Source organism: Bdellovibrio sp. (genome assembly GCF_047637665.1).
Lineage (GTDB): Bacteria > Bdellovibrionota > Bdellovibrionia > Bdellovibrionales > Bdellovibrionaceae > Bdellovibrio.
This window is the reverse complement of sequence record NZ_JBLJBT010000027.1, coordinates 19,644-39,652: the sequence shown is the minus strand read 5'-3', so window position 1 is coordinate 39,652 and position 20,009 is coordinate 19,644. Positions and strand designations below refer to the sequence as shown.

Annotated in this window: 18 protein-coding genes; 6 read left to right on the top strand and 12 right to left on the bottom strand. The window is 48.0% G+C overall.

Translation table 11 applies throughout. The annotated features are described in order from the left end of the window. Nucleotides 1–106 precede the first annotated feature (106 nt). Nucleotides 107–1,069 (top strand): hypothetical protein, encoded by a 963-nt coding sequence (locus tag ACM64D_RS09720; RefSeq protein WP_415063015.1) that lies wholly within the window; start codon nt 107–109, stop codon nt 1,067–1,069. A gap of 145 nt (nt 1,070–1,214) precedes the next feature. Here the strand turns inward: ACM64D_RS09720 and ACM64D_RS09715 are convergent, their stop codons facing one another. Genes ACM64D_RS09715 through ACM64D_RS09695 form a run of 5 tightly spaced genes read right to left on the bottom strand, consistent with a single transcriptional unit; the run spans nt 1,215 to nt 6,862 of the window. Next, entirely contained in the window at nt 1,215–3,236 is a 2,022-nt protein-coding gene (locus tag ACM64D_RS09715; RefSeq protein ID WP_415063014.1) for an ATP-dependent helicase, read from the bottom strand. Nucleotides 3,237–3,263: 27 nt separating this feature from the next. Continuing rightward, nucleotides 3,264–3,704, bottom strand: coding sequence for a hypothetical protein (locus tag ACM64D_RS09710; RefSeq protein ID WP_415063013.1), 441 nt, complete (start codon nt 3,702–3,704; stop codon nt 3,264–3,266). A 13-nt stretch (nt 3,705–3,717) separates the two neighbouring features. Beyond that, nucleotides 3,718–4,650: a hypothetical protein gene (locus tag ACM64D_RS09705; RefSeq protein ID WP_415063012.1), complete on the bottom strand. Its 933-nt coding sequence runs from the start codon at nt 4,648–4,650 to the stop codon at nt 3,718–3,720. Nucleotides 4,651–4,673: 23 nt separating this feature from the next. Next, nucleotides 4,674–6,065, bottom strand: coding sequence for a class II fumarate hydratase (gene fumC, locus ACM64D_RS09700; protein WP_415063011.1), 1,392 nt, complete (start codon nt 6,063–6,065; stop codon nt 4,674–4,676). Nucleotides 6,066–6,097: 32 nt separating this feature from the next. Then, nucleotides 6,098–6,862 carry an SDR family NAD(P)-dependent oxidoreductase gene (locus ACM64D_RS09695; protein WP_415063042.1) on the bottom strand — a complete coding sequence of 255 codons (765 nt, stop codon included), beginning with the start codon at nt 6,860–6,862 and terminating at the stop codon, nt 6,098–6,100. Between the two features lie 148 nt (nt 6,863–7,010). Between ACM64D_RS09695 and ACM64D_RS09690 the strand changes: the two genes are divergently transcribed. From ACM64D_RS09690 to ACM64D_RS09680, 3 genes are read left to right on the top strand one after another with little or no spacing between them, the layout of a single operon-like run. Beyond that, entirely contained in the window at nt 7,011–7,403 is a 393-nt protein-coding gene (locus ACM64D_RS09690; RefSeq protein ID WP_415063010.1) for a YchJ family protein, read from the top strand. Then, complete coding sequence (locus ACM64D_RS09685; protein ID WP_415063009.1) at nt 7,404–7,862, top strand: EVE domain-containing protein; 459 nt, start codon at nt 7,404–7,406, stop codon at nt 7,860–7,862. Nucleotides 7,863–7,865: 3 nt separating this feature from the next. Then, on the top strand, nt 7,866–8,822 hold the full coding sequence (locus ACM64D_RS09680; protein ID WP_415063008.1) for a tRNA dihydrouridine synthase: 957 nt from the start codon (nt 7,866–7,868) through the stop codon (nt 8,820–8,822). Here the strand turns inward: ACM64D_RS09680 and ACM64D_RS09675 are convergent. Further along, on the bottom strand, nt 8,819–11,203 hold the full coding sequence (locus ACM64D_RS09675) for a hypothetical protein (protein WP_415063007.1): 2,385 nt from the start codon (nt 11,201–11,203) through the stop codon (nt 8,819–8,821). The genes ACM64D_RS09680 and ACM64D_RS09675 overlap by 4 nt on opposite strands. Before the next feature lie 131 nt (nt 11,204–11,334). After that, nucleotides 11,335–11,892, bottom strand: coding sequence for a class I SAM-dependent methyltransferase (locus ACM64D_RS09670; RefSeq protein ID WP_415063006.1), 558 nt, complete (start codon nt 11,890–11,892; stop codon nt 11,335–11,337). Between the two features lie 148 nt (nt 11,893–12,040). Between ACM64D_RS09670 and ACM64D_RS09665 the strand changes: the two genes are divergently transcribed. Next, a complete protein-coding gene (locus ACM64D_RS09665; protein WP_415063005.1) occupies nt 12,041–12,307 on the top strand; it encodes a glutaredoxin in 267 nt (88 codons plus the stop codon). Between the two features lie 2 nt (nt 12,308–12,309). Further along, the gene (locus ACM64D_RS09660; RefSeq protein ID WP_415063004.1) at nt 12,310–12,720 is read left to right on the top strand and encodes a hypothetical protein; all 411 of its coding nucleotides are present in this window, start codon (nt 12,310–12,312) and stop codon (nt 12,718–12,720) included. Nucleotides 12,721–12,729: 9 nt separating this feature from the next. Here the strand turns inward: ACM64D_RS09660 and ACM64D_RS09655 are convergent, their stop codons facing one another. From ACM64D_RS09655 to ACM64D_RS09635, 5 genes are all read right to left on the bottom strand, one after another. Beyond that, complete coding sequence (locus ACM64D_RS09655) at nt 12,730–13,800, bottom strand: tRNA dihydrouridine synthase (RefSeq protein WP_415063003.1); 1,071 nt, start codon at nt 13,798–13,800, stop codon at nt 12,730–12,732. A 13-nt stretch (nt 13,801–13,813) separates the two neighbouring features. Beyond that, the gene (gene acs / locus ACM64D_RS09650) at nt 13,814–15,751 is read right to left on the bottom strand and encodes an acetate--CoA ligase (RefSeq protein WP_415063002.1); all 1,938 of its coding nucleotides are present in this window, start codon (nt 15,749–15,751) and stop codon (nt 13,814–13,816) included. Nucleotides 15,752–15,852: 101 nt separating this feature from the next. Continuing rightward, complete coding sequence (gene dnaK, locus ACM64D_RS09645; RefSeq protein ID WP_415063001.1) at nt 15,853–17,760, bottom strand: molecular chaperone DnaK; 1,908 nt, start codon at nt 17,758–17,760, stop codon at nt 15,853–15,855. 261 nt (nt 17,761–18,021) lie between these two features. Then, nucleotides 18,022–19,134 carry a molecular chaperone DnaJ gene (dnaJ, locus tag ACM64D_RS09640; protein WP_415063000.1) on the bottom strand — a complete coding sequence of 371 codons (1,113 nt, stop codon included), beginning with the start codon at nt 19,132–19,134 and terminating at the stop codon, nt 18,022–18,024. A 192-nt stretch (nt 19,135–19,326) separates the two neighbouring features. Continuing rightward, nucleotides 19,327–19,992: a tetratricopeptide repeat protein gene (locus ACM64D_RS09635; RefSeq protein ID WP_415062999.1), complete on the bottom strand. Its 666-nt coding sequence runs from the start codon at nt 19,990–19,992 to the stop codon at nt 19,327–19,329. Nucleotides 19,993–20,009 lie beyond the last annotated feature (17 nt).

The following is a 20,009-nucleotide window of genomic DNA, read 5'->3' as shown; positions in this document are numbered from 1 at the left end:
CTTAAGACCTAAGAAGAGAACTTACTTCGCCCTTCAATTACCTCGTGATTTCCTCACCTGGGTGCTCAATAAATAGGCACATTATTTAAGGAGCCTTCCTGTGCCTATGGACTTCAAATTGCGAATTCTGCTTGCGTCTATTATCACGCTGATAGGGGCCTCGTGCTCCCTTTCTACCTCGTCCAGCCCGATCGATTCCAACCGATCTACGTCTGTGGAGGAGCCAGCGCCAACACCCTCTCCAGAACCAACACCAGCACTCCCTCCAACGCCTAGGTCTGACGATCCGGCGCCTCCCGAAGCCTCGTATCCTGATCTTCCCACCGAAGATTTAGGACGAGAAAATATCGGAACCAAAATAAGAGTGTCGAATCTTTTTGATCGTTGGACTTTAAAAAGTTCTGTCACCGCAGGACGAGGCTCTCAGTACGCCGACGTCACAACGAACTGCTATGGCAAAATAGATTTACCCTATGCCCTCACCGCCGACCAATGGAAAGATCGTGCGCAAAAAAGTGCTTACTATCAAAGCATCGACCGCCTGATTGAAAAAGTTGGCCTCCAGCTAATTACCGATCGAGGAGGGGTGCTGACTGGAACTGAAAAACAAAACTTCTTAAAGACCCTTAAAGCCCTCGCCTGGCAAGAAAGTGGTTGGCAGCACTATGTGCGCTACAAGAATTGGTTTTTCGTGATCTTAAGTGGTGGCTCTTACAATGTGCTGGATGACTGGGGAATCACTCAAGTGGCTCGCTCAGGATTTTCCGCAAGCCAACTTCTGAACGCCGCCTTTTTCTCAAACAAAGAATACTGCAGTATCGAAAGCACACTTTATTACGGCTTCACCGAGTACTATGACAACTACATAGAAGCTCGCACCTTGAGTTGCAATCAAACAGGAAACCCGATGGATAAACTCTTAGGCGCCTACAACCGCTACTCCTCGGGCTTCAGTGCGTGTTACAACGGCCTCTCTCCCGATTCCGCCTACAGAACCTATCAAATCAACGCTATGAACGGCCTAAAAACCCACTACCAATCAGCCCCCTGGCTCAACGCCATAAACTAGCGCCCACTCTGGGGAGTCGAAGTGCCCTTCCCATTAAACAGATATCCGAGTTCCGCAGCAGCAGCCCCGAAAGGGGCGCGTCCGCGAGGACTGTCCGAGGAGATCTGTTTAATGGGAAGGGCACTGGGTCTTTAGAGGGAGCAAGTTACTTCTTAGAAGGCCCGATCTTACTGTCCAGCTTAGAAAGAAAACTCGCAACCAAGTCTTCGCGTTCTTGACCTGACACCGGGCGAACTCCCAAAGGGAATTCCTTATAAAGTTCCTTGGGAATTTCCAGCAAGAACCGTGACGGAGTCACTGGGCGCACGGCCCCGTTTTTTTTGCGTTGCTGACAGCGGGTCATGACCAAACGTTTTTTCGCGCGAGTGACGCCGACATAAAACAAACGGCGCTCTTCATCGATATCAGATCCCAGGTTTTTATGAGGCAAAAGGTCTTCTTCCAGCCCCGCCAAAATTACGACGGGGAATTCCAAGCCCTTCGAGGCATGCAACGTCATGAGTTGCACTTTATTGGGATTTTCCTCTTCCTGAGACATATCATCGCGCAATAACATCGCATCCACGAAGGATTTGATACTTTCCACATCGTAAGCCCGCCGGCCTAGGTACGCATCCAAGATACGCCCTAGAATTTCAACAACCATCCACTTCTTTTCAGCACTGGTCGGATCTGCCGCCGTGCCATACACATAGTCGCGATAACCGATATTCTGAAAAATTTCGACCATCTTAGCTCCCGGGGTTGAACCCACTTGGAAATCCAAGATGTTCTTAGGAAGGTCTTCGACAAACTTCATCAGTTCATCAATGGACTCTCCGGCTTTATCCTGCACTTCCGCTTCTTTCCAAAAACGGCAGGCATCCACAAAGTTGATTCTTTTCTTAAGAGCAAATTCACTGAGCTTTTCAATCGTCGTATCACCGATGCCCCGCGAAGGAACGTTGATAATACGACGCAAAGACACCTCATTCGGAGCCAAGGCTTGCTTGAGATAAGCCATCAAGTCTTTGATCTCGCGGCGATCAAAGATCGAAGTTCCACCGGAAATATTATAAGGGATATTAGCCCGTCGCAAAGAGGACTCGATCAGTCCCCCTTGGGTGTTTGAGCGATACAGAATTGCAAAGTCTTTATAACTATAACCTTGCCTTTGGAAATGCAGGATTTCGCTGACGACAAACTCACATTCGTCTTCTTCACGATCTAGTAGAAACATTTCAGGAAGTTCACCTGTTTCTTGGGCGGCTTCCGCACGAAGGATCTTCCCATGGCGGTTTTTATTCTTTGAAATGGCGGCGTTCGCCACCGCCAAAATTTCAGAAGAGGACCGGTAATTCCGCTCGAGTTTAATCACTTCACAGTTTTTAAATTCTTGCGGAAAGTTCAGAATATTTTTTACTTCCGCCCCTCGCCAACCATAAATGGACTGATCGTCGTCTCCAACCACGGTGACGTTGTTATGAACTCGCACGATCTGATGAATCAAATCCATCTGCATTCGATTGGTGTCTTGAAACTCATCGACCATCACTTGGCTGAACGAGCTTTGCACCTTTTCAAGAATATCTGGATGCTCTTTAAAAAGTTGGAGAGGTTTTATCAAAAGACCTTCAAAGTCCACCACGCCCAAATGCTCTAAGCGTTTGGCGAATTTCGGAGCCAAAACCTCGGCCATCTCGTGGTATTCATCAAAGGCTTCATTCTGTAAGGCGATTCCGGTGCGGCGATCATTGATCATCGCCAAAATCTTATCGACATCGAACTTGTCTTTACCTGAATTTTTGACGTCTTTAATCAGATCCTTCAGGATGGCATTGCAATCACTCTGATCGACAATCCCAAAATACGGCGACAGACCGGCATGTTTATGAAAACGTCGCAGAATCTGCAGACCAAAAGAGTGGAAGGTCCCCGCCCAAAGACCTTTCCCCGTGTTACCAAGCTTAACTCCCACTCGATGTGTGAGTTCGCGCGCGGCTTTGTTGGTGAACGTAAGAACACAGATCTCTTGAGCCTTCGCGACTCTTTCAGAAACCAATCTCCCCGTTCTTGAAACAAGAACTGTCGTTTTGCCCGAACCCGCCCCAGCCAAAATAAGCAAAGGACCGTAATTATGTTTTACGGCCTTCTGCTGTTCGGGGTTCAACCCTTTAAGCCAATCCATTTTACCGCGCTAAATTCAGATAAAAGATTATGTTCTGTTGTGAATCAAGGTACGAACTTCGTCTTCAAAAACCACTTCGATTTTATCAGACAAAGCATCTTTAATGAAACCCATGCCAAATTTAGGATGTTGAAGTTTGGTGTTCTTTTCAAACTTCGCCTTCATGTTGTAGCTTGCCGTAGGAGCGCCCTCGTTGGCCATCAACATTTCATATTCATTGCGATGACTGGATTTGCGAGAACTCATAGTTTGTTCACGTTTTTTAGCCGCCGCACCCGTCAAAGGCTTGCCAGTGCGAGTTTGCGCTTTCGGAAGAGAATAGGTTTTTTGAGATCCACAAATTTCACATTTGATTTTCGCGGAAGTCGACGACGTGTGAGCCAGGACCACATGGTATCTATCTGCATCACATTTCTTACAGAACGCAAAAAAAGATTTCGCGACGGGGGGCAGGGTATTCATCGACATTTTTTCTTCCTATCTAGTATTGTTGTTTCAAACTATAAATCATCAATTTTTCATCCAACTTCTTCTGTGCAATTTCACCTGCACTGAGGAAGAAGGGACCTTCACTACGCTCAATACGCTTCTGAAAGTCTAACATACTCTCTTCACTTTTCGGATCAATGAAGGTCCCGGTCGGACCATAATTTTCCAAAAACGCCAGGTCGGGTTCTTTATTAAAAAACTTTTCCCAGCAATTCGTGTTTACTTGAACACGATAAGTGATCGTTTTTGCGTGAGAGTGCACTGGAGCATAAGCTCCAATCACCTCCAGATGGCCATAATGAGAGTGAAGTTTTAAAGCCGGACTTCCCCACTGGGTCATACCTGAACACTGATCTACGTTAGCATACCACAACCCGAAGGCCTTAGAAAGGAACCCCAAGCCATAGAATCCCTGCCCCTCGGGAACAAGAGAATTCACCGAACAAAGATTGTGAGCCACCCACTCGCCTTTGTGCATTGTCGGAATAATGATAAACAACGACAAGGGAATCCAGTCCATCTCGTCCAAAGAGGTCACTTCCTTCAATACACTGGAAGTTTTAATCGGAGAACCCGTCGCGGGAAACTTTTTGGGATCAAGGGCGTCGCGCATTTCTTTCGTTAATGCCGAAGGCTTCGCGGCAAACCCCGCGACAAACCCAGGCATGACCGCACAGTCATAAAAAACCCAGCGAGGCATCGCCATGTTGGAGGGCCCAAAGGCACGCTCTTCTAAAGAATAAAGGCGATCGGCAAAGGCCAACTCGCTGATATCGAGAGGATCTTTGAAAATGGGTTCCTGCTGAAACCAGTTGAGACGATGAACCGAACCCGGCTGAGCGATTTGGTTTTCTGGACGAACAAATACATAAGGGCGAATATCATCGCGCTCCATCCAGTTCGCTTTTGCCAATAAAGGATTCATCTGCTTTCGCCCCTCCGGGGACCTTACCGTCCCACCATATCTTCTGGTTTTACTATCTTATCAAATTCTTCGCCAGAAAGGAGTCCAAGATTGATAGCTTCTTCGCGCAGTGTTGTGCCGTTTTTGTGGGCAGTTTTCGCGATTTTAGCGGCATTATCATAACCAATATGAGGGTTCAGAGCCGTGACCAACATCAACGAATGCTCCAGATGCTTCCGAATTTGCTTCTGGTTCGCTAGAATTCCCGTCACACAGTGGTCCGTAAAAGACTCGCAGGCGTCGGCTAACAAGCGAATTGAGTTCAGCACGTTAAAAACAATCAGAGGTTTAAAGACGTTCAGCTCAAAATGGCCCGTAGCCCCCCCAATACTGACTGCCACATGATTCCCCATCACTTGCGCACAGACCATGGTCATGGCTTCACTCTGAGTCGGATTCACTTTACCGGGCATAATCGAGCTGCCGGGTTCATTTTCAGGAAGCTGCAGCTCACCGATCCCACAACGCGGACCAGACCCCAGAAGGCGAATATCGTTGGCAATCTTCATCAAAGACACGGCCACCGAGTTTAAAGCGCCACTGACCTCGACCAGAGCATCATGGGAGGCCAAAGCCTCAAATTTATTTTCAGCCGAAACAAAAGGAATCTTTGTCTCATGTGCAATGGATTTCGCCGCTTCCGTCGCAAACTGAGGATGCGTGTTCAACCCCGTCCCCACCGCGGTGCCTCCCAAGGCCAACTCATACAGATGAGGCAATGTATTTTTCACTCTTTGCACGGAGTGTTTCATTTGGGTGGCGTAACCTGAAAACTCTTGTCCCAAAGTTAAAGGGGTCGCATCCATCAAGTGGGTACGACCAATTTTGACGATATCTTTGAATTCTTTTTGCTTATGCTCCAGGGCTTTATGCAGCTTCTCCATCATCGGCAACAGACGGTGATCAATTTGTTCAGCCACCGCAATATGCATCGCCGTGGGGAAGGTGTCGTTGGAGGATTGCCCTTTATTCACATCATCATTGGGATGAATCTCTTTACTGGGAAGCTGAATGCCCAACATATCCATCGCCCGGTTGGCGATCACTTCATTGGCATTCATGTTGGTTTGCGTCCCTGAGCCGGTCTGCCAAACCACGAGAGGAAAATGAGCATCCCACTTTCCGGCAATGACTTCGTCAGCCGCTTTCACGATGACCTCGGTTTTCTTGTCATCCAAAATCCCCAACTTGTGATTGGTCAGGGCCGCACATTTTTTAAGAATTCCCAAGGCACGAATCATCTCGCGAGGAAAACGATCCCCGCCAATGCGAAAGTTCTGTGTGGATCTTTGCGTTTGAGCTCCCCAGAATTTATCTGCCGGAACCATCACCTCACCCATGGTGTCTTTTTCAGTTCGAAATCCATTCTGTGCCATTGCGCTTATCCTCCCTGATTATGAAAAATATTTTAACTCTTACGGGCGACTTGGCCTACATGGGCTTGGTCAGTTGGGTAAATAACAAGCTCCTGAATATTCACATGAGCCGGGCGAGCCACGCACCACGCGATGGTCTCTGCAATATCCTGCGCAGTTAAAGGAGTCATGCCTTCATAGACTTTGTCCGCCTTGGCGGCATCCTCAAAACGCACCAAAGAAAACTCTGTGTGCACCATTCCTGGCTCAATATTGGTCACGCGAATTTTGCTGCCAAGAAGATCCATGCGCAGTCCCTCTGACAAGGCTCGCACGGCGAATTTGGTCGCGCAATAAACGCCGCCGCCAGGGTAAGTCCATCTCCCGGCCACAGATCCCAGATTGACAATGTGCCCTGAGTTTCGGCGAACCATGTGTTCGACCACTCCTCGGGTCATAAAAAGCAATCCTTTGATATTGGTGTCGATCATGGTTTCCCAGTCATCCAAGGAGGACTCTTGCATCTTATCGACGCCTTTCGCGAGTCCGGCATTGTTCACAAGAACATCGACGTGCGCGACATCACTCGAAAATGTTTTTAAAAACTCACTGACCTCGAAACGATCCGAGACATCAAAAGCCGCCGTCTTCACACTGACAGCCGGAAACTGAGCTTTTAAATTTTTTTCGAGTTCCTGAAGCTTTTCCAAGCGACGCCCCGTCGCCAGAATGGAATACCCCTGCCCCGCCAAAGCCAAAGCTGTCGCCCAACCAATTCCCGACGTTGCCCCGGTAATCAAAGCCCACTTCGCCATAATGTCACCTCACCCAAAAAACGATAACAGCCCCGCCCCCGAAAAGGTACCAGCTTCCCTTCGTGTCGAAATCGCCCCATTCTTGATGCTGCGCACTGCAAAAAGGTACGGCGTACCTCCGGGGCGGGAATTCTGGTAGGGTCGCGGACATATGAAATGTCCTTGTGGGTCTGAAAAAGAATATCTTGAGTGTTGTGGTGTTTATCATTCTGGCAAAGAGGTCGCGCCGACGGCGGAAGCTTTGATGCGTTCTCGCTATAGTGCTTTTGCGAAGAATCAAATGGCGTATCTTCGTGATACGACCGATCCTCAAACTCTGGATCTGATTGATGACGAGGCCAACCAAGAGTGGGCGGAGCGAGCCCAGTTCTTGAAACTTGAAATTTTGAAGGCCGAAGAAAAAGGCACCAAAGGCACGGTCGAGTTTAAGGCGTTCTATACCGTGGACGATGAAGAGTACATCCATCATGAAGTCAGCACCTTCCGCAAACAAGCCGGTCAGTGGTTTTTCAAATCCGGAAAGATCAAAGCGGAGAAAAAATAAATGAAATACTGGCTCATGAAATCCGAACCGGATGTTTTTTCGATCGACCAACTTAAAAAAGACAAAACAACCTGGTGGGAGGGTGTGCGCAACTACCAAGCGCGCAACTTCATGATGAAAGACATGCAAGTCGGTGATGCGGTTTTATTTTATCATTCCAACGCCGAACCTTCGGGTGTTGCGGGACTGGCGAAGATTTCAAAGATTGCCGCCCCCGACAAAACTCAATTTGATAAAAAGTCAGAATACTTTGACGCCAAGGCCAGCAAAGAAAAACCGATCTGGTACTGCGTGGAAGTTGAATACGTCGATAAATTCAAAGAGGTCGTCAGCCTCAGTGATCTTCGCACCAATGGGAAACTGCAAGATATGCTGGTTCTGCAAAAAGGGTCCCGCTTGTCCGTACAGCCCGTCGACAAAAAGCACTTCGACATCGTCAAAAAAATGGGCGGCCTTTAATCCATGAAACTTTTTTTAGCTCCAATGGAAGGCGTGGTGGACTGGGTGATGCGTGACACCCTCACCCGCATTGGCGGAATCGATCAGTGCGTGACTGAGTTTCTTCGCGTCACCGATCGCCTGCATCCCGAGAGTGTTTTTTATAAAAACTGCCCCGAACTTAAAACCCATTCCCGCACTCGCTGGGGAACCCCCGTCTTTGTTCAACTTCTGGGAGGTCATGCCGAACCCTTGGCACTCAATGCCCAAAGAGCCGTAAAACTGGGGGCCCTTGGCATTGATCTCAACTTCGGGTGTCCTGCAAAAACCGTCAACCGTCACGATGGCGGGGCCTCTTTGCTTAAATCCTGCGATCGAGTTTTCACTATTATCGATACCGTTCGCAAAGCGGTTCCCTCTGAAATCCCCGTCACCGCCAAAATTCGTTTGGGCTTTGATGATCCCAGCAAATGCTTGGACATCGCGCAAGCCGCCCAAGAGGCCAATGCCACTTGGCTCACAGTTCACTGTCGCACCAAAACTGACGGCTACCGGCCTCCCGCTTATTGGGAGTGGATTCCGCAAATCAAAGAAAAAACAAAATTGAAAATCGTCGCCAACGGAGAAATCTGGAACGTCGCGGATTTTCATCGCTGTGTGGAAGTGACTCAGTGTGAAGACTACATGATTGGTCGCGGGGTTCTAAGCAATCCCTATATTTTTCAGCAGATCAAACAGAGTGTGAACAAAGAGCCCGTCACCGAGATGTGCTGGGCGCAGACCAAACTCTTACTGCCCCAGTTTTTTGAAGCCAGCACTTTGTATATCAATGATTACTTTGCTGTGTCCCGCACCAAACAATGGCTCAAAGCTTTATCGTTCAAGAATGCCGAAGCCAAACAGGTCTTTGATGAAATCAAAGTTCTAAAAAAGCCCAAGGAATTCCGAGAACATTTGGAACGGATTTGCCAGCAACCTTAGTGTGTGGCTCGATACATCGCCTGAACGCCTTCTTTGGAAACCTCTTGATTCAACTCTTCGACAGCTTGACGGAAGGTTCTTTCAATTAAAACCCGGTCTTTCTCCGTCAAGCGCACTCCCGGCGCTTCCCCGATAAGCAGTTTCACGGAACCCTGATTCAACTTTTGAGTCTTCATATCGACCCCAAAAGTCAGACCCTGCAACTTTCGCGGCTCCATCGATGCCCCTAAGGTTTTGCGCAAGATTTTTTCCATCGACTCACCGTGAGTGGCCAGCGCATTGCGTGTCTCTGCCGCCGCCACACCTTCGGGGATAAACGCCAACCGATAGCCGCCGGAATATTTACTATCCGCAAGACCCGCCAAGATTTTAGTTTTTTCGGCCTCATTCAAGGGGCTCACCGCCACAGAAACGCAGTCATCCCCTGAACACAAAGTCTTCAGTTTCCCTTGGCTGACCGATCGACGAATGACTTCTTCAAAGTACTTCTTTTGGTCCTTAAAACTTTGAGTCACAGCCTTTTCGGCGGTACGGGTCAACTCCAAAGCTTGGTCCACATTCTTCGCCGAAGCCAACGCCTCTGCTGTGCCTTTTAAATTCGCGGCTCCCAAACCGATGATATCGGCGGAAAGCCCCCCTTGAGCCGCATCATTCAGATGAGCCACTTCCCGACTGGCAATATGAATTCCCGGAGAAAAACTATCCGTCGCTTTCACATAATCTTGAATCTTCATAACAGTGCTGCGCGGAAGTTCACTCAAAGCAAATCGCTTCGTCAAGGCTTGAGAAATCTTATCAGGCTCCCCTTGATTTTTACGAACTATATCAAAAACATCTTGGTGAAGTGTTTGTCCCTCAACCATGCCCGTTCGCCCCACCTCATCACGAATTCCTTTTCGCTGGCGATCCAAACTGCTAAGCTGGCGACTCATCGACTGCTGCATAGATTCTTGAGCATAGTTTTGCACGACGTTGTTATTTTGACCCCGTGAATACCGGGCCGCTAAGTTGGCCTGGTCTGCAGAGCGCCCCACGCCGCCCCGGAACCACGTTTCTGCGCTGTCCTCTGTGCGGAGAATTTTATTTTCTTTAAGATAGGTTGAGAACTCTTCATTGGTTTCACGGAAAATCTTATCCAATCGCTTTTCAATGTCTTTGGGAACACTTCCGCTAAACGCAAAACGAGAAGACTTAAAATCTGAATACTTATCGATGATCAGATTGGGGAATTCTTTTTGCAAGGCTTCCATCTTGGAAAACAAAATATCCTTGTGATAGTTCGTCAGGCTGGTAACCAGATTCTTGTCCTTCAACGTGTCGTTTAAAACCTTCATCTGACTGTTTTCAACGTCAAAGAAGGTCATCTTCGCCCGAGTGCCCTTTTCGGCTTGCGCAATCCATTTCTCATTCTGCGCCGTGGTCGCCGGAGAGTAGTGAAGATATTTATCGATCAGTTCGCCTCGCGTTCTAAAAGTCGAGCGCGCCGTCATAGTGGCGACGGATTTTTCAACTTCAACCCCGGCCTTTTCCACTTTTGAAAGACGACCGGCCGCTGCGACGACCCGGGCGCCTTTTATAAAATATCCGGCAAAAAGTGTTGGGTCGATGACATTTCCGACCGCATAACATTTCAGTTCTTCGCGAGCTGTTCGGTTGTAACAAAGATAACGATCATACTGTTCTTTAATCTTAGCTTCGGCCGCATCCAAGAGGCCCGACATCTTAAACTTTTGTTCTTCGGTTAAGTCGGTGTCATCGCGAGTTCTCTCTGAAATTGGCACATAGGGCTTCGGACGAACTCGTTCTGCGGAGGCTTTAAAATTCTTCATATCCTGGGCCTGAACATAAAGAAATGTCGCCGTAAATTTATCCAACTTTTCATCAGGAAGATTATTATATCGATGATCGTCCTTCACAAGATCTCTTTTGCAAAGAAGCGACTGATTACACTGCTTCAAAAAAGCTTCGCGATCACGATTGCTTTTTTTGAACTTCTCCCAGCTGTCCTCAATAAATCCACCCAGGGAAAAAGCCATGTCTTTGATTGAAATTCCCAGATCCACCATCGCGTTTTTATAACCACGAAGACACGCGATGCCGGATTGACTTTGATACTCTTTAAATTCTTTACAAAGACTCTCAAAGTCACACTTCCGCATGAGAGGTGCCCACTCAGGATTCTTGGCGGACAACTCCTGACAGCGATGCCCCTCTTGCTCTACCCGACACTGCAACTCAAATTTCTCGACAAGCTTGAACTCATTGGAGGAGCAGGTTTTTCTATCTTTTTTGCAAAGAGAATAAAGCAAAATATCCTGCGCATCAAAAGCGTGGGCAGTCAGGGATGACAGGATTATGTAGGTCACAATTTTTAAGAGCATCAAAACAAGGTACCTCGTTGAAACTCTTCGGATTATTTTGAGAAAATTGAAAGCCTTTATTGAAAATAACTTAATAAAATCACAAGGGTCCTCATAGAACCCGGTCTGAGGGGGCCCGACCTAAAGCGGGCTTAAAACAACTTCTGAAAAATCCAATAAGGGCTTTTTGATTTGATCAATTGAAGTTTGAAGTGATTTGCGATCCATTTCATGGTTTTTTCTGAGAAAAACACGACATGTGTGAGGTCTCGTCGATAATGCCAGTCATGAAAAGACGCTTCTCCCCGATGACCAGACGTCATGACAGCCAAAATCCCCCCAGGTTTGAGCAAACGCAATTGTCTCTCGATTTCTTGACGAGGATTGTACAAATGCTCCCAGACCTCCGTACTGGTTACGAAGTGATAGGTGCGCCGTAACTGTTCTTGGTCAGGATGATAATAAAGGTCGTAATTGAAGGCCTTGTACCCCTTGGATGCAAGAAGCTGAGACAACACCGCCGTCGGGCCGCAGCCAAAATCCAAAACCGACAACTGGGACGGCGACATTCCCGCCGCCTTAAAATAATCGTCAATCCCTTGAATAAGGGGCTCAAAGAAAGCCTGATAACCAGCCGAACTGGGATTGTTTTCATGTTGATCGTAGCGCTGCTTTTCCTCCTGAGGACCGAGACGCTCCGCAGGATTCATAAAGATCAGATCACACTGTGCGCAATGAAAATAGCTCCTCTCGGGCTTTCTCTCCACTTTAAAGGGGGCTGCATCTGGGGTTTGGCACAGTAAACAAATCATCTTAGAGAAACCTTGTCTCCCCCCTGTCCCTATGTCAAAAGGAATCATGGCTAAAGTACTCATGTACAAAAAAAATCCCTGCCCGTACTGCGACCGCGCGATCAATTTTCTTGAAAGCAAGGGCATTGCTTACGACGTCGTGGATTTGACAGATCAACCCGAAGAAATTGACAGAATTAAATCCGAAACTGGCTGGAGAACCGTCCCTATTATTTTGATCAACGGCAAGTTGATTGGGGGTTACACGGACCTGAAGGCTTTAGATGAGGAAGGCAAATTGATGCCACTTTTGAACTCAGAAGAAGGAGAATAAATATGAAGAACTTGTTAGTTGTGATCAGCGCGGTTTTTATGTCTTTCTCAGCTCAGGCCGTGGAAACACTTGGTGAGACTGTGACTGTTTATATGTCGTTGGGAAGTGCACCCTACAACGGAATGGCGCGCGGCTCACTGGAATTAAAGAACACCGGCGACAAAGATTTGACTGGCATCGTGTGGGATCTGAAAGGCATGGGTTATCGCGCACAAGACAATTGCCCTGAAGCTCTTGCTCCTGGTAAAGCGTGCAAAATCTATGTGTCTTACTGGAATACGTTCCCAGGGCACAGCTCAGGAACTTTGAAGATTTGGACCTCAGACAAAAACTACATCGTGAATCTATCGGCCTACGGGGAACCGGATCCTTTTAAAAATCCAAATCCACCTATGCCACCGCGCTATCCCTAAGAAGATCGCCTATTGGCGCAGTTCCGTTCGAGGGCTCATTTCTACAGGGCCCTCGAAAAACTTTCGAACTCCCGCTTCCATTTCTTCCGTCGTTTTTGCTTTCGCACAGACACCATACAACGCATTTCCAAATACCAACCACACACTGGTTGTTCGCACATAAAAACGCACTTTTCTCATCGCCAAGTCTTCTCCAAAATATTTTCGAGAAAGCGCGATCAGCTTTAAAAGACATTTGCCGTACTCGGCCCCTTCGTCTTCAGGAGTGCGAGGTGCTTTCTGGCCTTCTTTTCCCAGAGGGGGAGCAAACCCCAAGGTTTCTCCCAGTTGCCACATCATCCATGGCCGAGCCGCAAGTCCTCGGCCCGCCATCGCCATGTCACAACCTGTTTCCTGAAGCATCAATAAAGCATCTTCCGCCGTCTGAATATCACCGTTACCAATAATTGGGAAATCCACTGCGCGATGAAGTTGTTTGATCTGCTCCCAGTCCGCGGATCCGCGTCTTTTTTGTGCGGCTGTTCGCGGATGTAAACACACCCAACTCGCTCCGGAGTTACGCAAGCCCATCACAAAACTTAGAAGTTCATCAAATTCCTTCGTGCTGCCGACGGCGCGGATTTTGACACTGACCGGGATCGAAGAGTTTTTGACGGTCATTCTGACAACTTCCGCCGCATAACTGGGATCCCCCATCAATGCGACTCCATAGTTGTGTTTTAAAGCCTTCTGCACGGGACATCCCATGTTGATGTCAATGGCTTCAGCGCCCCATTCGATCAAACGTTTCACGCTTTCCGCAATCGGAACTTCTTCATTGCCAAGAATTTGGGGAACCAGTCCGTTTTCATGGGGCGCGCGAAGTGTTTCAGGTGTTTTCTCAAGATTTTCAGAAGGAATGCGCCGAGAGTTCAACATCTCGGTCGGCCAAATTGTGAACGCTTCGTGCGGAAGATACTCCCGCATCAGTTCACGCAAGGCCACGTGAGTTAGCCCCACCATCGGCGCCAAGCAAAGGGGAAAATTCACCTTTCCATTTAAAATGGGGCGGTGTAATCCCGCAGTCCCCTGTTGTTTCATGGCGGCGAAACTATCACCGATTCATTCTATTGTCGACCAGTTCTTGGACAACCCCGGGCTCTGAAAGAGTTGTCGTATCACCCAGTTGCTCGGGATGATTTTCTGCGATCTTTCTTAGAATTCGACGCATGATTTTTCCTGAACGAGTTTTCGGTAGCCTTGTTGCCCACTGAATTAAATCTGGCGTAGCAATAGGCCCAATCTCTTTACGCACGGTTTGGATCAGTTCTTTGCGAAGCTCTTCACTGGCCACCTCGCCCGTTTTCAAAGTCACAAAGGCATAAATCCCTTGGCCCTTGATATCGTGAGGATAACCCACAACCGCCGCCTCGGCGACTTTGTGATGGGCGACCAAGGCCGACTCAATCTCTGCCGTGCCCAGACGATGTCCCGACACATTGATCACGTCATCCACCCGCCCGGTGATCCAATAATAACCATCTTGATCGCGACGACAACCGTCGCCGGTAAAATAATAACCGGGGTAATTTGAAAAATAGGTGTCTTCAAAACGTTTATGATCTCCGTAGATCGTGCGTGCCTGTCCCGGCCAAGAATCGGTAATCACCAAAACTCCGTCCCCTGGTCCCGTGATCTCTTGTCCTTCATTGGTCAGAATCTTGGGTTGTACTCCAAAAAATGGCAACGTCGCAGAGCCTGGTTTTTGTGCAATCGCCCCCGGCAATGGGGAGATCAAGATTCCTCCCGTTTCCGTCTGCCACCAAGTATCCACGATCGGACAACGCTTATCTCCCACGATATCGTAATACCACGCCCAAGCTTCCGGATTGATAGGCTCCCCCACGGATCCCAGAAGTCTTAGCGAAGCTCGCGAGCATTTTTTTACGAAGGCATCCCCTTCTCTCATCAAAGAACGAATGGCTGTTGGAGAGGTATAGAAAATCGTGACCTTGTGTTTATCAACGATCTCCCAAAAGCGCGCGGGTGTTGGATAATTTGGAACCCCTTCAAAGAACACGGTGGTGGCGCCATTTGCCAGCGGACCATAGACAATATAACTGTGCCCTGTCACCCATCCCACGTCAGCAGAACACCAATAAATATCTTGTTCATGATAATCAAAAACATACTGATGAGTCATACTGGCATAAACCAAGTAACCACCCGTCGTATGCATGACACCCTTGGGTTTTCCCGTGGAACCAGAAGTATAAAGAATAAACAGAGGATCTTCAGCGTCCACCATCACAGGCTCACACTGGCTGCTGACGTCCTTCACCATCTCGTGATACCAGAAATCACGCCCTTCTTTCATTTCGATTTGATTGCCGGCGTATCTCACCACCAAGACCTTGTCGGCTATGGAGGCTTTCACTAAGGCCTTATCAATGTTCTCTTTCAGCGCAATCACTTTACTGCCGCGGAAACCCGCATCGGCGGTGATCACAAACCGAGAGGCCCCATCAATAATACGATCGGCAATCGAGTCTGGAGCAAAGCCACCAAAAATAACCGAATGAGTGGCGCCAAGACGAGCACACGCCAGCATCGCAAAGGCGGTTTCAGGAATCATCGGCATGTAGATCGTAACAACATCGCCTTTTTTAACGCCCATTTTTTTCAGAACATTGGCAAACCGGCAGACCTCGCCGTGAAGTTCTTTGTAGGTGATTTTTCGTGAGGGCACAGACGGACTGTCGGGCTCCCACAGCATGGCGACTTTATCGCCTCGTTGATCTAAATGTCGGTCAATGCAGTTATAAGAAACATTCAGCTTCCCGCCCTGATACCATTTGATATGAACAGGCTTCTTAAAGCTGACATCTTTCACCTTATCCCACTTTTTGTCCCACACCAATCGCTCGGCTTGTTCAGCCCAAAAACCTTCTGGATCTTTGAGAGATCTCTCATACATTTCTTTGTATTTTGTTTCGTCAATCCAGGCGTTTTTAGCGAAGTCAGGGGATACCGGATAAAGCTCTTTATGCATAACCACCTCATCTGTTTACTTAAATCGTAATACTGAAGAGCATGGGGTCCAACAAAAAAAAAGCCGGGTTTCAAACCCGGCTTTTTTTTGTGAAATCAAAATTAATTCACATCTTTGTAATCTGCATCGATGACGTCGTCACCTTTATCAGAAGAGGCTTCGCCGCCTTCTTGCTGAGTGCCGCCGCCTTCACCCCCACCTTGAGCTCCTTGCTTTTTATAGAGCTCAGAAGTGAGTTTGTGAGTGATGTCTTGCAACTTATCGAAAGACGCCTTGAGTTCAGAAGCTTCCGCCGATTTGTTCTCAAGAACTTTTTTCGCACTCGCAATAGCCTCGTTGGCAGATTTCACCTCAGACTCAGGCAATTGCGCTCCTGAATCCTTGAGCAACTTCTCAGTTTGGTAAACCAAGTTGTCGAGGTTGTTTCTTTGAGTTGCCGCCTCGGCCTTACGCTTATCTTCTTCCGCATGTCCTTCGGCATCATTCACCGCACGTTTGATCTCTTCTTCAGAAAGACCAGACTGAGCCGTGATCTTGATCTGCTGAGACTTACCAGAAGACATATCTTTCGCATTCACATGCAGGATACCGTTGGCGTCGATGTCAAAAGTCACTTCAACTTGAGGGACACCACGAGGAGCTGGAGGAAGACCTACAAGCTCAAAGCGCCCCAAAGTTTTATTGTCAGACGCCATCTTACGCTCCCCTTGAAGAACGTGGATGTCGACAGCTGGCTGATTGTCCGCAGCTGTTGAGAACACCTGAGATTTCTTCGTAGGAATCGCTGTGTTTCTTTCGATCAAAGTGGTCATCACGCCACCCAAAGTTTCGATACCAAGGCTCAAAGGTGTTACGTCCAAAAGAAGAACGTCTTTTACTTCACCAGCCAAGACACCACCCTGAACTGCGGCACCAACAGCCACTACTTCATCAGGGTTCACTGTGCGGTTGGGCTCTTTACCGAAGAAATCTTTAACTGCCTTTTGAATGGCAGGGATACGAGTAGAACCACCCACCAAAACGACTTCGTCAATTTCAGAGGCTTTCAAACCAGAATCCGCCAAAGCCTTACGGCAAGGCTCCATCGAACGCTTCACAAGGTCTTCTGTCATTTGCTCGAATTTTGCGCGAGACAATTTTGTCTGCAAATGTTTTGGACCCGATTGATCCGCCGTGATGAATGGCAAGTTGATCTCTGTTTCTTGCGCTGTAGAAAGCTCGATTTTTGCTTTCTCGGCTGCTTCTTTCAGACGTTGCAACGCCATTTTATCGCTCTTAAGATCAATACCTTGATCTTTTTTGAATTCAGAAATCAACCACTCCAAGATCACAGTATCGAAGTTGTCACCACCCAAGTGAGTATCCCCATTGGTAGCGCGCACTTCTACAACACCATCGCCCACTTCAAGAATAGAGATATCGAATGTACCTCCCCCGAAGTCGTAGATCGCGATCTTTTCATCTTTCTTTCTATCAAGACCGTAAGCCAGCGCAGCCGCTGTGGGTTCGTTAATAATACGTTTAACTTCAAGACCCGCAATACGACCGGAATCTTTTGTCGCTTGTCTTTGCGCATCGTTGAAGTACGCAGGAACAGTCACCACCGCTTCTGTGACAGGCTCACCCAAATAGTCTTCTGCAACCTTTTTAAGTTTTGCAAGAACCGCCGCACCGATTTCCTCTGGAGAAACCTGTTTTCCCTGCGCCTTGAATGCACAGTCATTGCCCTTGGCAACCACAGTGTAAGGAACCAGTTTAATCTCTTCTTGAATCTCTTCAAATCTGCGACCGATAAAACGTTTTGCAGAATAGATTGTGTTTTCAGGATTCGTCACCGCTTGACGTTTAGCGATTTGACCCACCAAACGATCTCCGTCTTTTGTATACGCTACAACAGAAGGAGTGGTACGAGCGCCCTCTTCGTTCACGAGAACTTTAGGCTCGCCGCCTTCCATGATCGCGACGCATGAGTTCGTCGTTCCTAAGTCGATACCAATTATTTTACCCATACCAAAATCTCCTTAATTTCCATGAAGTTAACTCTATTTAGCACTTTAAATGTGGGGCCTCATTCGTTTTCGTCAAGCCACCGTAGTTATTTTTTTATGACAATATTTTAATCAACAAAATCAATATCTTACGAATCTTTAACTCGTGTTATCGGGCAGCTTTAGGCATTATGAGCCCTCGCTCCTCTCTTAAAAACACAAAACAAATATGTCCCCTCTAGGCCTCGGCGCAAACCCTTCAACGCCGGGGCCTCAATTTTTCTACTTCTTGCGACCGAAAAGACCGCCGCCCTCGGGGGCGACCTTCAAACCGCGAGCTTTTGCAATTTCGCGCAGAAGTTTCTCTTCGTCTTTATGTAATTTTTCAGGGAACTGCACATTCACGCGGAAGTAGATATCACCGCGACGATTGCCGCGCAAAGAAGGCAATCCTTCTCCAGAGAGCTTCACATTGTCACCATCATGAGCTCCTTTAGGCACCTCCACAGTCGCCTTAGCAGTGACCGTTGGCACCTCAATTTCCGCACCTAAAAGCATTTGCACATACGGCACAGAGAGCTCTGCAAAAAGATCATCCCCACGACGTTCGAAGTGGTTGTGCGGCTTCACGCGGATCTCAACGAAAAGATCTCCCGGAGGCCCCCCCATGTATCCACCTTCACCTTCGGTGGCAACACGCAAACGGGTGCCTGTATCGACCCCGGCTGGAATGTTCAAACGGATCTTGCGATGTTCACTGACACGCCCTTTGCCTTTGCAGGATTTGCACGGATTCTTAATCACGGTGCCTTGACCGTGGCAGCTTGGACAGGTCGAGGCCATCGCAAAAAAGCCTTGAGAACGAACCACTTGGCCCGAACCGCCACACATCTGACATTGAGAAACCTGCGAGCCCTTTTCGGCCCCCGTGCCTTTACAATCATCACAGTTTTTATCAGTATCAAACTCAATTTCTTTTTCTAAACCCGTGATCACTTCTTTGAGGGTGACCTCGGTCACATAGCGAAGATCCGAACCCCGACGAGGTTCATTGCGACTGCGGCGTTGTCTTTGCTGACCGCCCATGCCGCCACCGAAGAAGTCGCCGAAGATGTCTCCAAAATGGGCGAAAATATCATCCACATCCTGGAAGCCCGCTCCTCCGCGTCCCGAGAAAGCTTCGTGACCAAAACGATCATATTGAGCCCGCTTCTGGGGATCACTCAAAACTTCGTAAGCACCTGCGGCCTCTTTAAATTTTTCTTCGGCTTCTTTGTTCCCCGGATTTTTATCGGGATGAAGTTGCATTGCCAACTTACGATAAGCTTTCTTAATCGCATCTTGGTCTGCTTCACGAGGAACGCCTAATATTTCGTAGTAATCTCTTTGCGCCATAGTCTGTGCATTGTCCTAAAATCTTGAAATTTCACGTGCAAATCAAAATATGGTGACGAAGGAGCGTCCGTCAATGCTTCCCTCTAAAAAACTTGCCCGGCCCTCACAAACAAAGACCTCGAGTTGGATTCTTCGAGTGGGAACTTGGACGCAATGCTTCTATTTGGTTGGCATATGGAGAAAAAGGACTGATCACTGGCCCGAGGACTTCAACGACTCAATTTTATCTTCAAGACGTTTAATTAAAACTGGATCCTGATTGTTGCGTTTCATTTCTGCCAAAAGAGATTGCGCTAAATCCAGATGACCCGAGTCAGAGTAAAGACGCCCCGCCAACGAGAACACCCATGGTGGAGCTCCGTTTTGTCCCGCTTGAATCAGCAATTCCGCAGCTCTTTTTTTATCCTTCACTTCGTAGAGATAGTGATAAGCCGCACGATACAAAATCGGCCAATCGTTAGGAAACTCTTTGACGCCCTTATCGAAAATTTTGGTCGCACCATCAATGTCAGAGATGATCACGGTCAACGCCAGCGCCCCGGCAGCATAGGGAGTGCGAAAGTGAGGCGACAAGTTTGTCACTGTATCAAGCATTTTGTAGAGCCATGAGTTGTTCACACAAACCTTCGCGGCGATTTCTTGATCGCAGTAATCGAAGTCTTGGATGGCTCGGATCCACATTATATCCGCGATGGACTCTTGATAGCCAAAGCTCATGCGCTCGATATAAGGAGGCGGCGCAATTGGCTTTCGTTCAATCTTCGTTGCGGCTCCAAATTGTCCGCTGGTTAAAACGATGAGCCCAATAGCAAAAATCCCAAGCACAAGGCCTGGGATTTTCTGAATACTATGAATCATGTCAACAGATGTTGGCA

What these genes read in the sequence shown, in the direction of transcription:
- dnaK (WP_415063001.1), bottom strand. Translation starts at nt 17,760, where the DNA reads ATGGGTAAAATAATTGGTATCGACTTAGGAACGACGAACTCATGCGTC.
- ACM64D_RS09680 (WP_415063008.1), top strand. Translation starts at nt 7,866, where the DNA reads ATGAAACTTTTTTTAGCTCCAATGGAAGGCGTGGTGGACTGGGTGATG.
- ACM64D_RS09675 (WP_415063007.1), bottom strand. Translation starts at nt 11,203, where the DNA reads ATGCTCTTAAAAATTGTGACCTACATAATCCTGTCATCCCTGACTGCC.
- ACM64D_RS09655 (WP_415063003.1), bottom strand. Translation starts at nt 13,800, where the DNA reads ATGAAACAACAGGGGACTGCGGGATTACACCGCCCCATTTTAAATGGA.
- ACM64D_RS09690 (WP_415063010.1), top strand. Translation starts at nt 7,011, where the DNA reads ATGAAATGTCCTTGTGGGTCTGAAAAAGAATATCTTGAGTGTTGTGGT.
- ACM64D_RS09665 (WP_415063005.1), top strand. Translation starts at nt 12,041, where the DNA reads ATGGCTAAAGTACTCATGTACAAAAAAAATCCCTGCCCGTACTGCGAC.
- dnaJ (WP_415063000.1), bottom strand. Translation starts at nt 19,134, where the DNA reads ATGGCGCAAAGAGATTACTACGAAATATTAGGCGTTCCTCGTGAAGCA.
- ACM64D_RS09685 (WP_415063009.1), top strand. Translation starts at nt 7,404, where the DNA reads ATGAAATACTGGCTCATGAAATCCGAACCGGATGTTTTTTCGATCGAC.
- ACM64D_RS09705 (WP_415063012.1), bottom strand. Translation starts at nt 4,650, where the DNA reads ATGAATCCTTTATTGGCAAAAGCGAACTGGATGGAGCGCGATGATATT.
- ACM64D_RS09670 (WP_415063006.1), bottom strand. Translation starts at nt 11,892, where the DNA reads ATGAATCCTGCGGAGCGTCTCGGTCCTCAGGAGGAAAAGCAGCGCTAC.
- ACM64D_RS09720 (WP_415063015.1), top strand. Translation starts at nt 107, where the DNA reads ATGGACTTCAAATTGCGAATTCTGCTTGCGTCTATTATCACGCTGATA.
- acs (WP_415063002.1), bottom strand. Translation starts at nt 15,751, where the DNA reads ATGCATAAAGAGCTTTATCCGGTATCCCCTGACTTCGCTAAAAACGCC.
- ACM64D_RS09710 (WP_415063013.1), bottom strand. Translation starts at nt 3,704, where the DNA reads ATGTCGATGAATACCCTGCCCCCCGTCGCGAAATCTTTTTTTGCGTTC.
- ACM64D_RS09635 (WP_415062999.1), bottom strand. Translation starts at nt 19,992, where the DNA reads ATGATTCATAGTATTCAGAAAATCCCAGGCCTTGTGCTTGGGATTTTT.
- fumC (WP_415063011.1), bottom strand. Translation starts at nt 6,065, where the DNA reads ATGGCACAGAATGGATTTCGAACTGAAAAAGACACCATGGGTGAGGTG.
- ACM64D_RS09660 (WP_415063004.1), top strand. Translation starts at nt 12,310, where the DNA reads ATGAAGAACTTGTTAGTTGTGATCAGCGCGGTTTTTATGTCTTTCTCA.
- ACM64D_RS09715 (WP_415063014.1), bottom strand. Translation starts at nt 3,236, where the DNA reads ATGGATTGGCTTAAAGGGTTGAACCCCGAACAGCAGAAGGCCGTAAAA.